The following is a 19774-nucleotide window of genomic DNA, read 5'->3' on the forward strand; positions in this document are numbered from 1 at the left end:
CATTAAGTATGATAGATATGTGTCTGTTACTTCCGTTACGTAAGGTTATTCACTAAACAGACTTATGGAAAACAAGGCAAAATTGTGGCGACTTGATTTTAAGCTCGTCAAATAAAAAAAGCAACTTTTGCTGGACAAGTGAGTTTTATCGACCTAACTATGCCACGTCACGTTGTGGATTGATCCAAACCGGAGGCTCGCTGCATGTCGCATATTGATCTCAATCGCCTTGTCGAAGCGCTTGAGCCAGAACTGCGTATATCGCTGGAAACAGCAGCTTCTATCGCTGCGCGGCGGGGTCAGCAGTTTGTCGATATTGCCCACTGGCTGAGTGCGGTTTTAGACGCTGACGCCTTCTCTGACGTCTTTGCCCGGTTGAAAATCTCGCAGGATGAACTGCGCGCTCAAATTGATAGGGCGCTCGATGATGCGGCTATCGGTGATGGCGAGGCGCTTTCGCTTTCCCAGAACGTTCTGACCGCTGGACGAGAAGCATGGTTGCTGGCTTCCTTGCAGGATGGCCGCTCGCATATCGCTGTAGTCCACCTGCTTCTGGCTTTGGAAGAAGAGACGTCGCTGCGCAGCATGGTGCGCGCCGCGTTTCCGGCGCTCAAGGCTATGGATCGCACGGCACTGGAGAGCCTGCGTGAAAGCGCTGCAAATTCAACCGCTTCAAAAGATGAGACGCTCCAGGGACTGGGTCAGTCCAAAGATCAAAACGAGTTCCTTCGCCTCTACACGCAGGACATGACAGAAGACGCCCGTCAGGGCAAAATCGACCCTGTAATCGGGCGTGACGACGAGTTGCGGCAGATGGTGGATATTCTCACCAGACGTCGGCAGAACAACCCCATTCTGGTTGGCGAAGCCGGTGTCGGTAAGACTGCGGTCGCCGAGGCTTTGGCGCTGGAAATCGTTTCAGGCAACGTGCCGGAAAAGTTGCGCGATGTTCGCCTTCTGACGCTCGATCTGTCGTTGCTTCAGGCCGGTGCCGGTGTGAAGGGCGAGTTTGAGCGGCGGCTCCATGGCGTCATCGATGCCGTCAAACGCTCACCGGAACCGATCATTCTTTTCATCGATGAAGCGCACGGCCTCATTGGCGCAGGTGCTGCCGCCGGTCAGGGTGACGCAGCCAATATTCTGAAGCCAGCTCTGGCGCGCGGTGAAGTTCGCACAGTCGCGGCGACGACTTGGAGCGAATACAAAAAATATTTCGAGAAGGACGCTGCGCTCACCCGGCGCTTTCAGCCGGTCCATGTGCGCGAACCGGATGAAACCACCGCCATCCGCATGCTGCGCGGCATCGCCGACACTTTCGTCAAGCATCATGGCGTGACCATTCGCGATGAAGCCATCGTCGCAGCGGTGCAGCTCTCAGCGCGCTACATGCCGTCGCGGCAGTTGCCGGATAAGGCCGTAAGCCTGCTGGATACGGCTGCTGCTGCCGTCTCTCTCGCGAGGCAGACTTTGCCTGAAAAGCTTCGCAACATGGAGAGCGAACGGCAGTTGCTATCAACAGAACATGAATGGCTGCTGCGAGAACCGACAAGTGAAGAAGCGACCTCGCGGATCGACGCTGTCGCAGCTGAGATTTCGGCACTCGATATCGGGATTGATGACCTGCGGACGCGCTTCGATGCGGAGATAACCGAGCTTACCGCAGAGGCTTCCAACGTCGCAACGCTGAGACCAGTTACGACGTCCCAAGATGGCGGCAGCGAAAAGCTGGTGCCGACCGTCGTGGATCGCGAGATGATTGCGTCCGTCGTCTCCCGCTGGACAGGCATTCCCCTTGGCAAACTGCTTGCCGACCAGATCGAAAGTGCAAAGTCACTTGATGATCGTATGAAACAGCGCGTCATCGGTCAGGATCTGGCGATAGGCCGTATTGCCGATGCCATGCGTGCCGCCCGCGCGGGCCTGTCGGACCCCCGCCGCCCACCTGCCGTCTTCCTGCTGGTCGGCATGTCAGGCACCGGCAAAACGGAGACGGCGCTGTCTCTTGCCGATCTGCTGTATGGCGGCAACAGCCATCTGACGACTATCAACATGTCTGAGTTCAAGGAAGAGCATAAGGTCTCGCTCCTTCTCGGTTCGCCCCCCGGTTACGTTGGTTTCGGTGAGGGCGGTGTGTTGACGGAAGCCGTGCGCCGTCGGCCCTTTGGCGTGTTGCTGCTGGACGAAATCGACAAGGCGCATCCCGGTGTTCAGGACATATTCTATCAGGTGTTCGACAAGGGCATGCTGAAAGACGGTGAAGGCCGAGACATCGACTTCAAGAACACGACCATCTTCATGACCGCAAATACGGGATCGGAACTGCTGACGTCGCTTGCGGCTGATCCTGACACAATGCCGGAAGGTGAAGCGCTCGAAGCTCTGCTGATGCCGGAACTGACGAAGCACTTCAAGCCAGCGTTTCTGGGTCGGACGGTCATTCTCCCGTTCATGCCGCTCGGACCAGAGCAACTGTCGCGCATCGTCGATATACAGATCGGCAAAATTGCCGAGCGTGTTCGCGCAGCTTACGGCACGGAACTGACGCTTTCTCCGGCGGCGCGAGAGGCGCTGGTGGGACGTGCGGGTTCCAGCGAAATCGGCGCACGCGCCATCGAAATCATGATCGGCAGGGATTTGCTACCGCCACTGTCCACCTACTTTCTCGAGAAAGTCATCACAGGGGACAAGGTCAAGCGGATCACTGTTGATTTTGATAGCACCGGGTTCGGTATTCACGCCGAAGCGGTTGGGGAAGCTGATGAATTCGCGACGGCTGCACCGGCTGGCGTGGATAAGGTTGCCGCGTCGGAAGGGAAGCCCCGACGCATGCGGCAGTAGTGGAAAGGCAAACCGGCCTCGGAGCAAGAGGCCTTTCAGTCATTACAGGAGTTTACAGTATGCCAATTTATTTGCAGCTCGACGGTATTCAGGGCGATGCGACCCATGAGGAACACCGCAAGTGGATGGATATCGAAGCCATTCACTGGAACGTAACACGCAACATGAACACATCTGCCGGTTCTGCGACGAACCGTGAAGCTTCTGAGCCCACGATTTCGGAAGTCATCCTGACCAAAGTCAGCGACTCGTCTTCCACGAAGCTGTTCCAGGAAGCATGCTCCGGTCGTCAGGGCAAACTCGCGACGATCCACCTCGTCACGACTGGCGATCCAGGTAACACGTACATCCAGTACCTGCTGACGAACACTCTGATTGCCAGCTACTCCATCGACTCCAGCGGTGACCGCCCTGTTGAGACAGTACGGCTCAACTTCACCAAGATGGAAGTCAAGTACACACCTGCTGATGAAAACAACACACCGCAGGCACCAATGATCGCATCTTACGATCTGGCGACGACAAAGGCTGGCTAACATCCTTTGAAACGGCAGGTGTCGGCATGATGCCGGCACCTGTTGTATCGCATGTGTGCTCCCATGTCCTGCACGCAGTCGTCATGCGGCTTTGCAGGTGACGGTGAATTTTATCCAGTTTTATCAATGGAGATGGTCGTGTCGCTGGCAAAAGATCGCTTGAACAATATCCTCCTCGAACTTCCGAAATACAAATCACAGTGGCAACTGAACATCGCGAGCCCTTATGTTCGCGCCTATGATCTTGCTATCGACAATTTTCAGCGCACCAGGAAATCGCAGGAGGCGCGCGACAAGTTGACGGCTGAACTGTTCGTCATGTCCGCCTCGATCCTGACGGGCAGCGTGATGATGGCGGCCTTCGCTACGAGTTCGCTCCGCGTGCTGGCCAGCCGCGCGGCTCTGCGCGTCATCTGCAACAACAATTTAAACAGAACCTTCGATGCGATGCATGCGGCGAACAACAACAAGGTGTTGATGTTTGCCCTCGGCGGCGTGCTGGATGAGGCAAAGAAGCTTGCCGGAAAGCAGATCACCAGCGCGGCAGAAGGTCTGGTCAGCAGCGCCTCTATCGCCTCTGCGCCGACAGCATTGAATTTTCTGACGCGTATCGAAGATTTCATCAACACGAACCACATTTGCGTGCACAATTTTGTACAGGGCGTACGCGACGACGATAGCGTCAGAGAAGCGGATAAAATGCGCATCGCGGAGTTGGTCAGCCAGACGCCGTTCTGCAATCCACCGGAAGGCCGCCGCATAGACGAGAACCGCCTGTCGCAGAAAATGGAACTTCTGTTCTACATGGACGCCGTTCTGGAATCCGACAAGCTCGTGACCTATGCCCCGGCCGTTGGTGAGAGATCGATGGGGCGTGACACGGAATATGGCAGCAAGCCGATTTCACAAATGCCATCAGCGGCAAATTACCCCAAGGCGATAGCGCCCAAGTTTACGGGCATGCCTTTTGCGCCCTATGAGCCAGGTCAGCGTGTGGAATACAACAATATCGGCTCTGCCGTCAGAGAGCGTATCGACACGCTCAGCCGAATGACGGGTAACTCGTCCTTTTACCCGGAGCAGAATTTTGCGGAGAGGATGCTGATCGACCCGACGAGCAGTGCTCAATTGCTCAAGGCCGAACAGGTCATCAACCGCCTTTCCGCTGCTGCGCGGCCAAAAGATTTGACCGATGTGAAGATGATTTAGGCCGGTGATTGCAATGAAGAATTCCGCCGTGATCATCAACGCCGCTCGCAAAGCTGCGCTTGTTATGGCAGTTCCGGTTCTGGCGCTTGGGCTGGCCGGTTGCGACGTGTGGGCTGCGAAATCGAAGGATACGGTTGATGATGCGCTGCTGCGCGCCGAGATGGTGGAGCAGCGGCTGACTCAGGCTGAAACCCTGATCCATACTGTCGCTGTTGCCAAAAAAGAAGCCGAAAGCATCGATGTGTCGGAAGCCGAGACGTCCCTTGTCAATGCGTCTCAAAAGGCCTTCGACCCCAACGTTATGCAGGAAAAAATCCGTTCGGCGCTTGAGGAGCAGAATGGTAGTTATGAAGACGCGGCTGCATTCGAGCACGCTGCCGCTGCCCTTGCCGAAGGTCATCGTACGGTCGATAAAATGTACGCCGACAAGGACGAAGCGACGGGTAAAAAGCTGCAAGAACGTCTAGCAGCGCCCGAAACAAAAACCACAATCGATGACATCGTTGGTCGCATGGCATCGCCTGCGCTCGCCGCCGAAACTGCCGTCACGCAGCAGGCGATCAACGTTTCACTGACGATGGAAGAGAAAACACTGGCGCCTGATTACTCGCCGGATGTGTATAAGGAACTCAAGGCAGACTTGCCCAATGTTCTCTCCGAGTTGCGCAAACGAAGCGAAAACGAGGGTGCTTACTCCAGGGACACGGCGCGGCTTGGCGCGACCACTATATTGACGCTCTCGCTTGCCACCCTCTCGGACGCCGATTTAGCCGCCATCCAGAAGTTCTATGCCAGCTCCTATGGTGAGGCGAAAACGAAAGCGCTTGTTTCAGCCTACGCGGAGGTCTGGAGCACTTCCACTGTCGCGATGATCAGCGCGTACATCGATGAACTGGCAAGCGCGAAGTCTAGCGCTGCGAAGGTGCAGTAGCCGGAACAGGCCTGTCTTCAACGCTGCTCTGAAAGCCAGGCATGAAGCTGGGTCTCTGTCTCAGCGCGTGTTGGCGTTCCTGCGCGACCGCCGAAAACTGTGCATTTCAGGGCAGCGGCAACCGATGAAAGCTGGATTGCGGGACGGCTTTGCATGCCTTCAGCGATGGCCAGTGCGAATGTGCCGTGAAAGACGTCGCCCGCCGCCAATGTGTCGATGGCTTTTACCGCCATCGTGAGCTGGTGATGAACTGTGGCTTCGCAGGGTTCGCACCAATAGCAACCGCCGGGACCTGCTGTTACCGCAAGGAAGGTCTGCGGATAGCGCTCGTGTAGGATATACAGCATAGCAGCAACGTCTGCGGTGCCGGTCAGACGCTCTGCCGCGGGTTCTGAGAAAATGATGTGTGAGGCGGCTGGCGCCAGCATTTCCAGTATATCGACCGGAGCAACATCTCCATCCAGAATGGCGGGCTTGCCGAGTGCGCGCGCGACGGTGAGCACATCAAGCGCCAGTTCCGGCCAGCGCACGTCCACCAACACTGCATCGAAGGGTGCTATGTCACCTTCTGTGCAGGGTCGTCTGGTGTCATGGAGCTTGGGATCGTAGAATGGCACGATCAGCCGCTCGCCGTTATCATCGATGATGATCGTGGACAGAGCGGAACGTGCGCCCTTCGCGATTGTCATGCCGGATGTGTCGGTGCCACTTTCCGTGAGTTCACGCAGAATGCGTACGCCCGTTTCATCGTCACCGACCGCACCCCACAGACTGGACCGGCCACCCATGCGGTGGACGGTGTAGGCCGCGCTCGACGCCATGCCTTCGGCAATTTGCAGCATCTCGTATGGCAGCACTTTGCCTTGACCGGTTGGCATGTCGTGCACGCGAAAGAGTGTGTCCAGCACGGCTGCACCGACGCACAGCACATGCTTGCCGAAATGTCTGGTCTCACCCATGGATGATCAGATCCGCTTTCCCGTGTTTTTGTCGAACAGATGGACGGAGGCCGGGTCGATGGCAATACGAACGGTATCCCCAAAGCGAATGTTCAATCTTTCGCGGAACAGGCAAGAAATATCCTCCCCGCCGCAATTGAGTTTGGCGTAGATTTCCGAGCCGGTCCCCTCAACGATTTCCACCCGGCCCTCGATGCCGTCTGTAGCTGCCCTGATGTGCTCCGGGCGAATGCCGTAAACGAGATCGCGTCCACCAAGCTCTGCCGGGTTCGCCGTCTGTGGCAGCGGTAGGGTGAGACCCTTCGCCGTGCGGAAAACGCCCTCTTCAACATGTCCACGAATGAAGTTCATGGCGGGAGAGCCGATGAAGCCAGCAACGAAGAGGTTGGCGGGACGATCATAAAGCTCCAGCGGCGCGCCGATCTGCTCGATGACGCCGTCATGCAGCACAACGATCTTGTCGGCCATTGTCATGGCTTCCACCTGGTCGTGCGTCACGTAGATTGTGGTGGTGCCGATGCGCTGGTGGAGAGCCTTGATCTCGCCGCGCATCTGCACGCGCAGCTTGGCATCGAGGTTGGACAACGGCTCGTCGAACAGGAAGACCTGCGGGTCGCGCACCAGTGCGCGGCCCATGGCAACGCGCTGGCGCTGGCCGCCGGAGAGCTGGCGGGGATAACGGTCCAGCAATTTGTCGAGGCCCAGAATGCCAGCGGCATTGTTGACCTTGGCGGCGGTTTCGTCCGCACTGACCTTTTTGAGCTTCAGGGCAAAGCCCATATTCTCCTTGACCGTCATGTGCGGATAGAGAGCGTAATTCTGAAACACCATGGCAATATCGCGGTCACGAGCGCGCAGATTGCTGACCTCGCGCGCGCCGATATGGATTTCGCCGCCGCTGACCTCCTCAAGGCCCGCAATCATGCGCAACAGTGTCGATTTCCCGCAGCCGGAGGGGCCAACGAGGACGACGAATTCGCCGTCATCGATATCGATATCGATGCCTTGGATGACGTTGACGGCGCCGAAGCGCTTTTGGACGTTCTGAATATTGACCGGTGCCATGGTTTTGATCCCGTAATGAAAGCAATTCCAGCAAAAGTGTGAAGCGGTTTTGCGTTCGGAATTGCGTTAAACAAAAGAGACAGAGCATGAAATGCTCTGATGAGTTAACCGCCCTTGACGGCGCCAGCGGTGAGGCCGGCTACGATCTGTTTCTGCGCGAACATGGTGAGCAACAGCACCGGAAGCGTGACGATCAGCGCCGCTGCCGCCAGCGGACCCCAACTGACCTGCTCGAAGGACAACATATTGTAGACCGCGACGGGCAGGGTGCGCGTTTCACGGCTGGCCAGCACGATGCCGAAGACGAAGTTGTTCCAGGAGAAGATGACGGCAAGAATGAAGGACACGACGATGCCGGGCTTGGCGATGGGCAGAGCCACTAGGCGGAAGACTTGCCATGACGATGCGCCGTCGATGCTCGCTGCTTCCTCGAGTTCTTTCGGCGTCGTCTCGAAATAGCCGATCATGATCCAGACAACGATGGGCACGGTAACGACCAGATGGATGATGATCTGCGGCCACAGCGTGCCGAGCAGGTTCAGCCATTGGAACAGGAGAAACAGCGGAATGAGGAAGGAGAGGCCGGGCGTCATGCGCGCGATCATGATAACGATAGCCGCTTTCTCCGCCTTCAATCGCGCGATGCCGTAACCGGCGGGTACGCCGATAACGAGGGCGAGGAAGGTGGCAGCACCCGTAACGAGCACGGAATTCCAGAAATAGAGGAAGAAGTTATTCTCCTCGAACACCTTTACATAGTTCGACCATGCGAAACGTTCTGGAATGAGAATGGGCGGATAGGCACCGTTGTCGATCTCGTATTTCAGCGACAGCGAGATCATCCAGAGGAAGAACAGAATGACGGGCGAGATCATCACAAGGGCGACGAAGAAGAGGCCGATCTGGTCGAGTGTTTTGCGTTTCATCAGCGGTCCTCCATCTCGTTCCATTGTGTGCGGGCGCGGACCATCAAAAGCACGAAGGAGAGTGCGACGATGACGATGAAGAACATGACAGCCATGGCTGAGCCATAGCCGATGTCATAATAGGCAAAGGCGGTGTTGTAGAGATAGATGTTGATCGTCTCAGACGCCGTGCCCGGCCCGCCCTGCGTCATCGCGTAGATGATATCGAAGCTTTTGACGGCATCGATGGAGCGGATGATGACGGCAATCATCAGGAAGGGGGCAATCATCGGCATGGTCAGATAACGGAACTTCTGCCAGGCGTTTGCGCCGTCGATCTCGGCGCTTTCGTAGGGCTCACGCGGCACGGCCGCGAGGCCTCCGAGAACGATGAGCATGACGAGCGGCGTCCACTGCCATGTTTCCACCAAGACCAGCGACGGGATAACGGTGGACTGATTGTAAATCCATTCCAGCGGGCCGATGCCAATAAAGGATAGCAGATAGTTCAGCACGCCCAGCTGCGGGTGGAACATCATGGTCCAGACGAGCGCGATGGCAACCGGAGTTGCCATCATCGGCATGACGAAGACGCCGCGCAGAAAGCCGCGCAGCGGAAATTGTGCATCGAATAGCAAAGCCGCAAGCGTACCAAGAAACAAGGGCGCGACAACCGACAGCGTCGTGTAGACCAGCGTATGCCAGAGCGATTCCCAGAACCGCGCATCGCTTGCCAGACGGATGTAGTTGTCGAAACCGATGAAGCTCTGTTCCTGCCCCAGCGTCCAGCGCTGTGCGCTCATCCACAGGGTGAAGACCCAGGGAAAAACGATAACGGCGGCGATGACGATGAGAGCGGGAATGACGAAAGGCCAGTAGTTGGGAGCAAGCCGCGTGGGCTTGCTCCTTCTGACGAGTTTCGTCGTTTTTGTTGTGTTTTCGATGCTGACGGACACCATTATCCCTCGCTGCGGGCCAGAACAGGTGTGAACTGCTCGGTTGCTTTCTTGAGTTCCGCCGCCGGATCTGCGCCACCGATCATATTGGTGAGGCCAACGCCGTATATGTCACGGAACTCCGTGACGGGGATGATGACGGGCAGTGCCAGCTTGGAAACCTTGCCGGAACCGACGACGGCATCCAGCCACTCCGCGGGCATTTTCACGCCTTCGCGCACCTTGGGGTCTTCCAGAATGGACTGGCGGAACGGAACGCCTGCACCGGCCTGCAACAGGCGTGCACCCATTTCGTGGGAAATCGCCCACTGGCAGAACAGGTACGCGGCTTCCTTCTTCTGGCTGGCCTCGACAACACCGAGGCCATCACCGAATGTGCCAGCTGCCTGCTGGGCCGGGCCCTTTGGCATGACGCCATAGCCTGCCTTGCCGACGACGCGGGACTTTTCCGGATTTTCGATAGGCGGTGCAAAGCCGACGCCATCCAGCCACATGCCGATCTTGCCCTGAAGGAAGGCGGATTGTGCTTCAGCCCAGTTGAAGCCGGAAACACCGGGAGGTGCCGCCTTGGTCATCAGGCGCTGGTAAAGCGTTGCCGCGTCGACTGCTTCCTTGGTCGTGGTATCGATTTTGCCATTTACGATCGGCGTTGCGCCGTAACCCAGCATCAGCGAGGTCCAGACCGGCGTGTTGGCGTTCTTGAGGCCACGCGCAACAAAGCCGTAGGTATTGGTCGATGGATCGGTCAGGGTTTCTGCGGCAGTGACGAGTTCTTCGAAAGTCTGCGGGTATTTCAGACCCTTGGCTTCGAAGAGTTCCTTGTTCCAGTAGAGGATCCAGTAATCCACCGAGAAGGGCAGGGAGCGCAGAACGCCGTCGCTATCCTTGGCAAACTGCATACCCGCTTCGGCGAAATCGCTTTCGACAAGCGATGGATCGGTCAGCGAGGAGTCCTTCAGGAAGCCGCTGATATCGGCCAGCCACTTACCCTTTTCGAACTGACGCTTCTGAACGTGGTAGCTCAGGTGAACCACGTCGAAGCTTGGTCTGCCGGAGGACAGCTCGATCACGACCTTCTGGCGCTGCTGCTGTTCAGGCGTCGCCTCGGCATTGACCTTGATGCCGGTCAGGTCTTCGAATTCCTTGATGTATTTCAACAACGTTTCGCTGCGCGGGCTTTTGACGAGATTGACTTCCAGCGTCGTGCCAGCGTGCTTTTTCCAGTCGACCGCAGCAGAGGCCGGGCGAATGCCGAATGCGGCAGTGCCCGCAATGGCGGCTGTTCCGGCCATGAACCCACGGCGTGTGGGGTTGAGCAGTGAATGTGTCATGTCTTCCTCCTCTTGTGTTGGCCGAAAATCTCCTCACCCCCGGCCGATTGCTTATGCTGTGTTTCTAAACCGCCAGAGCCCTGTCCCGCGCGTTGCGAATGTGGGCAACCAGCCTTTCGGCGGCTTCCTCGGGTGCGCGTCTTTCGACGGCTTCCAGAATGGTCAGATGCTCCGCCATCACGGATTTGACGTGGCCGGCAATGCGAAAACGTTCCTGATTGATCAGGCGCATCTTGATGGAATTGACGCGGTAGGCGTTGGAAATGATGGAATTGCCCAACGAGTCAATAAAGGCATCATGCATGCCCCAGTCGATTGCCTGTGCCTGCGCATCCAGTTCCGGCGAGCTTTTGCCCGAACTGGCCGCCTCCGCAATGTCCCGGTGATTCCCTATCATCTCCGCTATCGTTTCATCCGAAGCCGTGCGCGTGAAAATCGCAACCGCTTCCTTTTCCAGAAAAATACGAAACTGGAATGCTTCACGGATGAGGTTGATGTCGATATGCGCAACCTGAAGACCACGTTGCGGCACCGTTATGATCAACCCGTCCGCTTCCAGCCGTGGGATGGCCTCACGGATTGCGCCAAGCGGCAATCCAGTCAGTTCCACCAGCCGACGCTGCGAGATGAACTGGCCGGGGCGAACGTCGCGCGCGAGAAGGTGGTGCGTAAAACTTTCATACGCCTTTTCCCGCAACGTCGTCTGTTCGCCGGTCTCATCCATGCGCAGTCCTTTTCAAGCCGCCTTGCTTCTGAACAGCGACTCGAAGGCCGCTTCGATCTTTTTACGATTTCCAGCGGAAATGGAAACAAGCGGTGCACGAACGGAATGCCAGATCGGCTCACCCGTGACATGCGACACGAGAACCTTGACGGCTGGCGTGACGGGATATTTCAGCAATTCGCCTACGAGGTCCTGTACGCGCGTGTCGTCGATGCCATCGACAGCCATGGCGCGGATTTCCGCAGGAAGAAAGTTCGCGCAGCCCGAGATAGCGCCTTGACCGCCAAGGCGCACGCCCTGCGCCAGATGCCGCTCGTCACCGATGAGGATGATGAGGTCGCCATGCTCTGCCAGAAGGCGTTGAGTGTAGGGCCAGTCGCCGGACGAATCCTTGACGCCGGTGACGATGCCGGGAAACGCCTGACGCAACCGGCCAATGAGCTCGACGGAGAGCGCGACCATGGTTACGGAGGGGATGTTGTAGACCAGAATGTCGCGGGCATTGCTGCCCAATTGGTTAAAGACCGCCGAGAACCATTCAAACAGGCCGTCATCGCTGACATTCTTGAAATAGGACGGGGGTGCCAAAAGAACATTGCGAGCACCGGCCTTCAGCGCGTCATAGGCCTGATCAGCTGCGTCCTGCGCGGAATCCACCAGAACACCGACGACCAGATTTTTCGTATCGAAGCCCGCGTCCAGAAAAGCCGAGAGGATGTCCGTGCGTTCGCGGGCGCCGATGGAACTGCCTTCGCCCGTGGTGCCGAAAAGGGTGACGCTGTTGCAGCCTGAGGCAATCGAGCGCTTGGCCTGTGCGAGCAGGGCTGCGGTATCGATGCTGCCATCCTGCGCAAAGGGTGTCGTTAGTGCTGCCGAAAGGCCGAATTTCCCAGTCAATTGCCTGCTCCTCCAAAAACTGACATGCACTTGATACGTCATTAACATGTTAGTTGTAAAGCCACTATGTGACAGTCAGCTACAAAGTTTTCTGTGGTCACGGATTTGTCGGTGCAGAGGCGTCAACCGGGTCGAAACCGGTCGCAAAAGCCAGCATTTACGGGAGATGTCACCTGCAACAGGTGATTTCTCAGAGCGTTGCCAAGCGGACACATCGGTAAATTAGCTTGGGAAAATTCCCGTTTAAGAGCCCGTTGGCAATATGTGATTAACCTTTATTTTCTATTCAATTTGCTGTGCCGAATGTCCGTTTATGATGAGTGTACAGGCTGTGATGCGTATTCCCCGTTCCAATTTAAATAATTCCGTCAATGCGATAGATGAGAGGGGACAGAAACAGCCCGTTGCGGAGCCGCAAGGTGCCGCCAAAGGCATGGTTCCACTGACCGCCGGACAGCGTGCGGTTATAGGACACAATGCCGATCAGATCGCCGCCAACGCTATTGAAGGACGTGATGAAATGCCGCTTTGGCAAAATGCCTTCACGCTCGGCCCCAATGTGCGTTTCACGCGCACGCCGCAAAATATCGTCGCCGGAAAGCAGGGCGCCAAGGGTGAAGATGAAGCCGTAGCGCCGGTCGTGGCCGAAACTATTCCTGCCACAGAGGAACAGCCGGTCGTGACATCTGCGCCGGTCGAGCGCCGCATCGCCAAGCCTGCGGTTCTGCCCCAGCCGCCGGGGGCCATAGGCGCACTTGCGCTGACCTACCGTCTTCGTCGCGAACTGGCGCTGAAGCAACAGACTGAGACATCTCCCGCTCAAGACGTTGGTGTCGATACTGTCGCGCAGGTTCCGGTAGACGCTCCCGTCGCAGAGCAGATCGATGTGGCCTGTTTTCCGACGGACCAGCAGGGTGATGTTGCGGCTTCGCTCACTGTTCCCGCTTTTGCCGACGTGCTGTCGGATGAGATGTTCTGGGAGGCCATGAGCCTCGATGTCGGCAGCGCCATTCTTCCACCCTCTCAGCCGCTTCGGCTGGCTGAACTGGTGCGCGTGAAAGCACAGCGTGTCGCTGCCGTTGCCACACTGGCTCCGGCTCCCCAGGCCGTAGCGCCCAAGCCATTGCCGCGCGCCGTGCAGATCGTCCGCCAGCCGCCGCCGGTTGTCGAAAAACCTGCTTTTGCAAGGATCGAGGGCTCGGCTGTCTCGCTTTACCGTCAGGTCGATATCAAAACCGCTCGTCAGCTTGATACGGATGTGGTTGAACCGGTCCAGGCCGAAGCGCCCGTGGAACAGCCGGTGACTGCTGCCGTCGTTCCTGCAACGCAGGCTCCAGAGCCAGCTCCATCGGTCGAAACGCGCCGCGAAATGCGCACCGTCGCCCGCAACAACCAACCCATGTTCCTCGAAGCGCCTGTCTTCAGCGATGGTGAATACGAATATCCGCCCATCGACCTGCTACAAAAGCCGCAGGTGCTGCAAACCACGACGATGACGCCCGAAGCGTTGGAGCAGAGCGCCGGACTTCTGGAAAGCGTGCTGGAAGACTTCGGCATCAAGGGCGAGATTATCGATGTGCGCCCTGGTCCGGTGGTAACGCTCTATGAATTCGAGCCTGCACCGGGTGTCAAATCCTCCCGCGTTATCGGCCTTTCAGACGATATTGCCCGCTCCATGTCTGCGCTGTCGGCCCGCGTGGCCGTGGTGCCCGGTCGTAATGTCATCGGTATTGAATTGCCCAATCCGGTTCGTGAGACGGTCTACTTCCGCGAACTGATCGAGTCACCGGACTATGCCGAGACACGCATGAAGCTTGCTCTGTGCCTTGGCAAGACCATCGGTGGTGAGCCTGTCGTGGCGGAACTCGCCAAGATGCCGCATCTTCTGGTCGCCGGTACCACTGGTTCCGGCAAGTCCGTCGCCATCAACACGATGATCCTGTCGCTGCTCTACCGTTTGAAGCCGGAAGAGTGCCGCCTGATCATGGTCGATCCCAAGATGCTGGAACTGTCTGTCTATGACGGCATTCCGCACCTGCTGACTCCTGTCGTGACCGACCCGAAGAAGGCCGTGATGGCGCTGAAGTGGGCCGTGCGTGAAATGGAAGACCGCTATCGCAAGATGTCGCGTCTGGGTGTGCGCAATATCGACGGCTACAATGCCCGCGCCGCTTCCGCCCGTGCCAAGGGCGAGACGGTCATGTGCAACGTGCAGACAGGGTTCGACCGCGCAACGGGTGAGGCCGTGTACGAGCAGGAGGAAATGGACCTCACGGCCATGCCTTACATCGTCGTCATCGTCGATGAAATGGCCGACCTGATGATGGTTGCTGGCAAGGAAATCGAAGGCGCGATCCAGCGTCTGGCGCAGATGGCGCGTGCTGCCGGTATTCACCTGATCATGGCGACGCAACGCCCATCGGTCGACGTCATCACCGGCACCATTAAGGCCAACTTCCCGACGCGTATCTCCTTCCAGGTCACTTCCAAGATCGACAGCCGCACCATTCTGGGTGAACAGGGTGCCGAGCATCTGCTGGGGCAGGGCGATATGCTTCACATGGTCGGTGGCGGACGCATTGCGCGTGTCCACGGACCGTTCGTCTCAGACGAGGAAGTCGAAAAGGTCGTTGCGCATCTGAAGACGCAGGGCCGCCCGGAATATTTGGGCACGGTTACCGAAGATGCGGACGAGGTTGATGACAGCGAGGAAGAAGACAGCGCCGTCTTCGACAAAACCGCCATGGCCGAAGACGATACGGCTGATCTCTACGAAAAAGCAGTGAAGGTCGTGCTGCGCGACAAGAAGTGCTCGACGTCTTACATCCAGCGCCGTCTGTCTATCGGCTACAATCGCGCAGCTTCGCTGGTTGAGCGCATGGAGCAGGAGGGGATCGTCGGTCCCGCTAACCACGTCGGCAAACGGTCCATCATTGTGGGCGAGCGCGAGATGTGCGAAGTGCCGGGCGCGGCAGATTGAGGCGAATACCAAGACACTGACAAAGAAAAACCCGGCAATCAGATGCCGGGTTTTTTCGTTCAGACCGGACGCATAAGCCCTGTTCGTGGCAGATAGCAGGGCTTCTCCACCCTGAATTTGTCGACCGGTGTGGGCCGACCAACGAAATAGCCCTGGACCTGATCGATGCCGAGTTCTTTCAGCAACGCCAGTTGCTCGGCTGTCTCGACACCCTCGACAAGAATCTTGTGGCCCCGATTGCGAATGAGGCCGATAATGTCCTTCAGCATCGCCTTGCCGCGCTGCGTATGGGCATCGTGCAAGAAGGATTTGTCGATCTTGACCGTATCGAAATCGATGAGCCGCAGCCAGGACAGTCCAGCAAAGCCGGTGCCGAAATCATCCAGCCAGATGCGAATGCCGAGCGTCTTGAGATCGCTGATGCAGTGAAGGACGTCGGAGTTCATGTTCATCTCCAGCCCCTCGGTGATCTCAAAGGCCAGCCTGCCGCCCGCAACGCCGACATCCCCGAGAATAGCGGCGACCGATGTCGCGAAACCTGGGCTTTTCAGCTGGATCGGCGAAACATTGACGCTGACGATGGGCACGCAGTCGCTGCGAAGCACCTGCTGGCACGCGGTGCGAATGGCCCATAGGCCGAGATCCATGATGACGCCAGTTCGCTCTGCAATCGGAATGAAAATGCTCGGCGGCACCATGGTTCCGTCCAAAAGCCGCAGGCGCATCAGCGATTCCGCACCATCGATCTGGCACGATGAGAGGTTCTTGATCGGCTGATAGACGAGAGACACCAGATCCTTTTCGATAGCAATGTTCAGCAAAGCCGCAACATTTTCCGTATCGTCGCTGTTCAGCGGGTCTTTGGGGTCGAACAATTTAACGGTGTTACGCCCGTTTGCCTTGGCAAGATAAAGCGCGCGGTCCGCTTCGTTGATGAGGCGTTCAAGCTTCGGGTCCGGCTGGGGACGTGTGAAGGATGCGCCGACGCTCACCGTGATGACTGATGTTCCATCGCGGCGCCGCTCGTGTACCAGCGACATGTCTTCAACGGTCTGCCGCAACGTTTCCGCGATCTCTTCGATATCCCGGGCATTTCTGAAACGGGCCAATGCAATGAACTCTTCACCGCCATAACGCCCGATCACCGCATCGAAACGGCTCATGCTTTCCTGCAACGTCTGCGCCACCTGTATCAGGCACCGGTCACCTTCCTGGTGTCCATAAAAGTCGTTGTACTTTTTGAAGAAATCGACGTCGATCAGGAAGACCGCAAAGTTGCGGTTCTCGTTTACCCATCCATCCCAGAGTTCGCGCAGCCTCGTGTCGATCGCCCTGCGATTTTCAAGGCCGGTCAGCGGATCGGTGTTCGAGAGATGCAGAAGCGCCTGGCCACGCTCTTCCGCCTGCTTTTGCTGCACCTTCGCTTCGATGGCATTGAGGAATACGCGATAGCGCTCTCGATTGAGGCGCAGGTTCACGTAGGACGTGAAGATGAAGCAGGAGAAATAGAATGTCCCGTTGGCGATCTGGTAATAGATGTCTTCGTGGATGTACCTCAGCGCGGCGAAATAGATCATCAGAACAAGGCTGGATGCAAACAGCGAGAGCGAGAAATTGAAGGTAAAGAACAGGTTGGCGCCCATCATGAAGATGGCACCGAACACCATGTAATAGGACATGTTGACGGTGTAAGTCGTCATCATGGCAGGCATGACCCAGCCGATATAGCCGCAGATCAGCGCCGTTGCGCAGGCGATATCCATATGGTTGGTTTTGGCGTTGGCGCGGATTTGCATTTCCAGCGTCAGCAAAGCCGCGATGCCGACGACGAAACGCGCAAACATCGTGTGCGGTGCAACGTCCGGCACCAGCAAAATATCGGTGATCGAAAACAGCAGATAGATCGGCACGGCGATCCAAAGGCCCTGGCGTATCGCCTTGCGCCTTTTGACATCGGCCTCTTCCAGGAAGATTTTCCGCAGAGCGTCCGAAGACTGCTTTTGCGTCTCATCCCCGATGAGATCAAGTTCAACCACATCCACTAAAGTGTGCGTCATGCACTTTTCCATAGGTTGCAATAATACTGTAAGTCGATTGTTTCCAGCGAAACAAATTTTATTGCCAGGTGCTGTTTCTTTACTCCCCTTCCGTTGCGGCCATCGGTGCATGGAGAGGTTGCAAGCCTGCGAAGAATGAATTGTATCCTTTTAAGTTTCTTTAAGAGCCGCGAAAAGTACAATCCAAATTGCGTTTACCTTAATAAAAAGTTTCCCGAAGACCCGTATATTTAAGGCTTTTGTCTCATTGACTTGGCACCCGTTTAAGTTTGAATTGTCTCAGAGTTAACAAGGCGTTAATCAGGAGAGTGTGTGTGTCCCAATTTGTGAATAGAGAATTTGACGGCGAAAGTCTTATTACTCCAGATACAATATCGGCGGAGATATTCGGTGGGAGAAACAACAATTTTGAAGAGAAATTTGAAGTCGGAAAAGCAGAAATCGCCCTCATCCTTGGTATTGCGCACCAGCAATTTTTGAGTGGGCGTGCGCCGCAGCAAATTATACATGAAGTCGCCGGTAGACTGCATCAGATCAGAGAAAAATTCGACTCTGGCGTGTGGCGCGAGCTGATCCCGGTGGTTCAGGATCACCCGGTATCAGAATATTTCCTGCAAGATCCATTCACCTACTGGTCTCACGAAAAACCGCGTGGCTACTCCGGCGATGCGCAGTTGCTGGACTTCATCTACGGCCATCCAAGTGTGCAAGACCGGATTGCTGCCGCATCCCGCATCGGCGCTGCGCTCTACGAATATACGAAAGACGCGTCCTCCTCCGTCGCAGTTAGAGAGCGCCGCGATATTCTGACGAAGCATGTCGATGATCTCGCTGCAAAGCACGGGCCCGACACGGAAATTCTGACGATTGCGGCGGGACATCTTCGTGAGGCCAACCAGTCCACAGCGCTTGCCAATGGCGCGATCAAACGCTGGGTCGCGTTGGATCAGGACCCGCTCAGCATCGGCGCCATCACCCGCGACTTCAGCGGCTCCTGCATCGAAGCGATCGATGGCTCCGTGCGCGGCATTCTGGCCGGACGCCATGAACTGGGTCAGTTCGATTTCGTCTACGCGGCAGGCCTCTACGATTATCTGGTCGACAAGGTTTCGATCAAACTGACGCAGCGCTGCCTCGATATGCTCAAGCCCGGCGGCACATTCCTGTTTGCCAACTTCTCGCAGGATATCGGCGTGGACGGTTATATGGAAACCTTCATGAACTGGGCACTGCTTCTGCGCACCGAAGAAGACATGTGGAACATCATCAACGCCAGCGCCGATCCCTCGGCCATCGAAGCAGAAGTCTTCTTCGGCGAGAACCGCAATATCGTCTATGGCATTATCCGCAAAAAGGGCTGATTTCCAGCGACTTCAGACGTTGCGCTGCCCACTGATGGCAGCGCAAATTTCATGATGCAAGGCGATTCCATTTGATGTCGAAAGGCATTAAAGCATTCTATGAAGTGGCATGCCTTTGGAGTGCATCATGGAAAACAAGCGATATTATTCGGATTTCGGCGGGCTTCCCGGCCAGACAGAACTTCTTTCAAGCAAAGCGACATTTACGACCGCCTATGCCGTCATTCCAAAGCGGGTGATGTCTGATATCGTCACCAGCGTGCTGCCGCACTGGAACGATACGCGTGCCTGGATCATCTCCCGACCGATGACCGGTTTTTCCGAGACTTTCGCGCAATATGTCATGGAAGTTCTGCCCGGCGGCGGCAGCGACAAGCCAGAGCCGGATGCCCGTGCACAGGCGGCGATCTTCGTGGTCGATGGTGAAATGTCCATCGAACATGACGGACAAAAACATCCAATGCGGGCAGGGTCCTTCGCCTATATTCCTGCGGGACACGCGTGGGCGCTGCGCGGTGAAGGGTCGAGCCCCGTCAAGTTCCACTGGGTCAGGAAAGTCTTTGACGTCGTGGAGGGTCTGGAGTTGCCGCCCGCCATTTTCACGCACGAAGATGAGCACGAGCTTTCTGCCATGCCGGAAACGGATGGCAAATGGGCGACCACACGCTTCATCGACCCTGCCGACGGTCGCTACGACATGCACCTCAACATCGTCACCTTTGAACCCGGTGCGACCATTCCCTTCATGGAAACCCATGTGATGGAGCACGGCCTTTTCGTGCTGGAAGGCAAGGCGGTTTACCGACTCAACAATGACTGGGTGGAAGTCGAGGCCGGAGATTTCATGTGGCTGCGGGCGTTCTGCCCACAGGCCTGCTATGCGGGCGGGCCGGGCCGGTTCCGCTACCTGCTGTATAAAGATGTGAACCGCCACGTTAAGCTTTGGTAATTTGCTTTTGCTCGCAATTGCGTAAAACTGCTTCTGGCACCGCGCAATGAGAGATATCCGGCCTTAAACCATTGGG

Annotated in this window: 15 protein-coding genes; 7 read left to right on the plus strand and 8 right to left on the minus strand. The window is 56.8% G+C overall.

The window, feature by feature from the left end; translation table 11 throughout:
* Positions 1-204: 204 nt before the first annotated feature.
* The 4 genes from tssH (at position 205) to HRR99_RS21580 (ending at position 5514) form a co-directional block, all read left to right on the plus strand.
* The gene (gene tssH / locus HRR99_RS21565) at positions 205-2838 is read left to right on the plus strand and encodes a type VI secretion system ATPase TssH (protein ID WP_233124827.1); all 2634 of its coding nucleotides are present in this window, start codon (positions 205-207) and stop codon (positions 2836-2838) included.
* A 59-nt stretch (positions 2839-2897) separates the two neighbouring features.
* On the plus strand, positions 2898-3374 hold the full coding sequence (locus HRR99_RS21570; RefSeq protein WP_111841460.1) for an Hcp family type VI secretion system effector: 477 nt from the start codon (positions 2898-2900) through the stop codon (positions 3372-3374).
* A 132-nt stretch (positions 3375-3506) separates the two neighbouring features.
* The gene (locus HRR99_RS21575; RefSeq protein WP_233125002.1) at positions 3507-4583 is read left to right on the plus strand and encodes a hypothetical protein; all 1077 of its coding nucleotides are present in this window, start codon (positions 3507-3509) and stop codon (positions 4581-4583) included.
* A 13-nt stretch (positions 4584-4596) separates the two neighbouring features.
* Positions 4597-5514 carry a hypothetical protein gene (locus tag HRR99_RS21580; RefSeq protein WP_233124828.1) on the plus strand — a complete coding sequence of 306 codons (918 nt, stop codon included), beginning with the start codon at positions 4597-4599 and terminating at the stop codon, positions 5512-5514.
* Between the two features lie 17 nt (positions 5515-5531).
* Here the strand turns inward: HRR99_RS21580 and HRR99_RS21585 are convergent, their stop codons facing one another.
* The 7 genes from HRR99_RS21585 to HRR99_RS21615 form a co-directional block, all read right to left on the minus strand.
* Positions 5532-6473, minus strand: a complete 942-nt coding sequence (locus HRR99_RS21585) for a sugar kinase (RefSeq protein ID WP_233124829.1) — start codon at positions 6471-6473, stop codon at positions 5532-5534.
* Positions 6474-6479: 6 nt separating this feature from the next.
* A complete protein-coding gene (locus tag HRR99_RS21590; RefSeq protein ID WP_111841457.1) occupies positions 6480-7538 on the minus strand; it encodes an ABC transporter ATP-binding protein in 1059 nt (352 codons plus the stop codon).
* A 104-nt stretch (positions 7539-7642) separates the two neighbouring features.
* Positions 7643-8464, minus strand: coding sequence for a carbohydrate ABC transporter permease (locus tag HRR99_RS21595; protein ID WP_112501563.1), 822 nt, complete (start codon positions 8462-8464; stop codon positions 7643-7645).
* Positions 8464-9402, minus strand: a complete 939-nt coding sequence (locus HRR99_RS21600; protein WP_233124830.1) for a carbohydrate ABC transporter permease — start codon at positions 9400-9402, stop codon at positions 8464-8466. Before HRR99_RS21600 ends, HRR99_RS21595 begins: the two co-directional genes overlap by 1 nt.
* Positions 9402-10730 (minus strand): ABC transporter substrate-binding protein, encoded by a 1329-nt coding sequence (locus tag HRR99_RS21605; RefSeq protein WP_233124831.1) that lies wholly within the window; start codon positions 10728-10730, stop codon positions 9402-9404. Before HRR99_RS21605 ends, HRR99_RS21600 begins: the two co-directional genes overlap by 1 nt.
* A gap of 64 nt (positions 10731-10794) precedes the next feature.
* Positions 10795-11454, minus strand: a complete 660-nt coding sequence (locus HRR99_RS21610) for a GntR family transcriptional regulator (RefSeq protein WP_233124832.1) — start codon at positions 11452-11454, stop codon at positions 10795-10797.
* A 12-nt stretch (positions 11455-11466) separates the two neighbouring features.
* Entirely contained in the window at positions 11467-12351 is an 885-nt protein-coding gene (locus tag HRR99_RS21615; protein ID WP_233124833.1) for a dihydrodipicolinate synthase family protein, read from the minus strand.
* 433 nt (positions 12352-12784) lie between these two features.
* Between HRR99_RS21615 and HRR99_RS21620 the strand changes: the two genes are divergently transcribed.
* On the plus strand, positions 12785-15331 hold the full coding sequence (locus HRR99_RS21620) for a DNA translocase FtsK (RefSeq protein ID WP_233124834.1): 2547 nt from the start codon (positions 12785-12787) through the stop codon (positions 15329-15331).
* 59 nt (positions 15332-15390) lie between these two features.
* Here the strand turns inward: HRR99_RS21620 and HRR99_RS21625 are convergent, their stop codons facing one another.
* A complete protein-coding gene (locus HRR99_RS21625) occupies positions 15391-17388 on the minus strand; it encodes a putative bifunctional diguanylate cyclase/phosphodiesterase (protein WP_233124835.1) in 1998 nt (665 codons plus the stop codon).
* Between the two features lie 314 nt (positions 17389-17702).
* Between HRR99_RS21625 and HRR99_RS21630 the strand changes: the two genes are divergently transcribed.
* Both HRR99_RS21630 and HRR99_RS21635 read left to right on the plus strand, forming a co-directional pair.
* Complete coding sequence (locus HRR99_RS21630; RefSeq protein ID WP_233124836.1) at positions 17703-18749, plus strand: class I SAM-dependent methyltransferase; 1047 nt, start codon at positions 17703-17705, stop codon at positions 18747-18749.
* A 127-nt stretch (positions 18750-18876) separates the two neighbouring features.
* Entirely contained in the window at positions 18877-19698 is an 822-nt protein-coding gene (locus tag HRR99_RS21635; RefSeq protein ID WP_233124837.1) for a bifunctional allantoicase/(S)-ureidoglycine aminohydrolase, read from the plus strand.
* Positions 19699-19774 lie beyond the last annotated feature (76 nt).

Source organism: Agrobacterium vaccinii, from assembly GCF_021310995.1.
Taxonomy (GTDB): domain Bacteria; phylum Pseudomonadota; class Alphaproteobacteria; order Rhizobiales; family Rhizobiaceae; genus Agrobacterium; species Agrobacterium vaccinii.

Excerpts from the sequence above, each read along its gene's own strand:
- HRR99_RS21610 (WP_233124832.1), bottom strand. The coding sequence starts at position 11,454 with ATGGATGAGACCGGCGAACAGACGACGTTGCGGGAAAAGGCGTATGAA.
- HRR99_RS21600 (WP_233124830.1), bottom strand. The coding sequence starts at position 9,402 with ATGGTGTCCGTCAGCATCGAAAACACAACAAAAACGACGAAACTCGTC.
- HRR99_RS21575 (WP_233125002.1), top strand. The coding sequence starts at position 3,507 with ATGGTCGTGTCGCTGGCAAAAGATCGCTTGAACAATATCCTCCTCGAA.
- HRR99_RS21620 (WP_233124834.1), top strand. The coding sequence starts at position 12,785 with ATGGTTCCACTGACCGCCGGACAGCGTGCGGTTATAGGACACAATGCC.
- HRR99_RS21605 (WP_233124831.1), bottom strand. The coding sequence starts at position 10,730 with ATGACACATTCACTGCTCAACCCCACACGCCGTGGGTTCATGGCCGGA.
- HRR99_RS21595 (WP_112501563.1), bottom strand. The coding sequence starts at position 8,464 with ATGAAACGCAAAACACTCGACCAGATCGGCCTCTTCTTCGTCGCCCTT.
- HRR99_RS21635 (WP_233124837.1), top strand. The coding sequence starts at position 18,877 with ATGGAAAACAAGCGATATTATTCGGATTTCGGCGGGCTTCCCGGCCAG.
- tssH (WP_233124827.1), top strand. The coding sequence starts at position 205 with ATGTCGCATATTGATCTCAATCGCCTTGTCGAAGCGCTTGAGCCAGAA.
- HRR99_RS21570 (WP_111841460.1), top strand. The coding sequence starts at position 2,898 with ATGCCAATTTATTTGCAGCTCGACGGTATTCAGGGCGATGCGACCCAT.
- HRR99_RS21580 (WP_233124828.1), top strand. The coding sequence starts at position 4,597 with ATGAAGAATTCCGCCGTGATCATCAACGCCGCTCGCAAAGCTGCGCTT.
- HRR99_RS21625 (WP_233124835.1), bottom strand. The coding sequence starts at position 17,388 with ATGACGCACACTTTAGTGGATGTGGTTGAACTTGATCTCATCGGGGAT.
- HRR99_RS21585 (WP_233124829.1), bottom strand. The coding sequence starts at position 6,473 with ATGGGTGAGACCAGACATTTCGGCAAGCATGTGCTGTGCGTCGGTGCA.
- HRR99_RS21590 (WP_111841457.1), bottom strand. The coding sequence starts at position 7,538 with ATGGCACCGGTCAATATTCAGAACGTCCAAAAGCGCTTCGGCGCCGTC.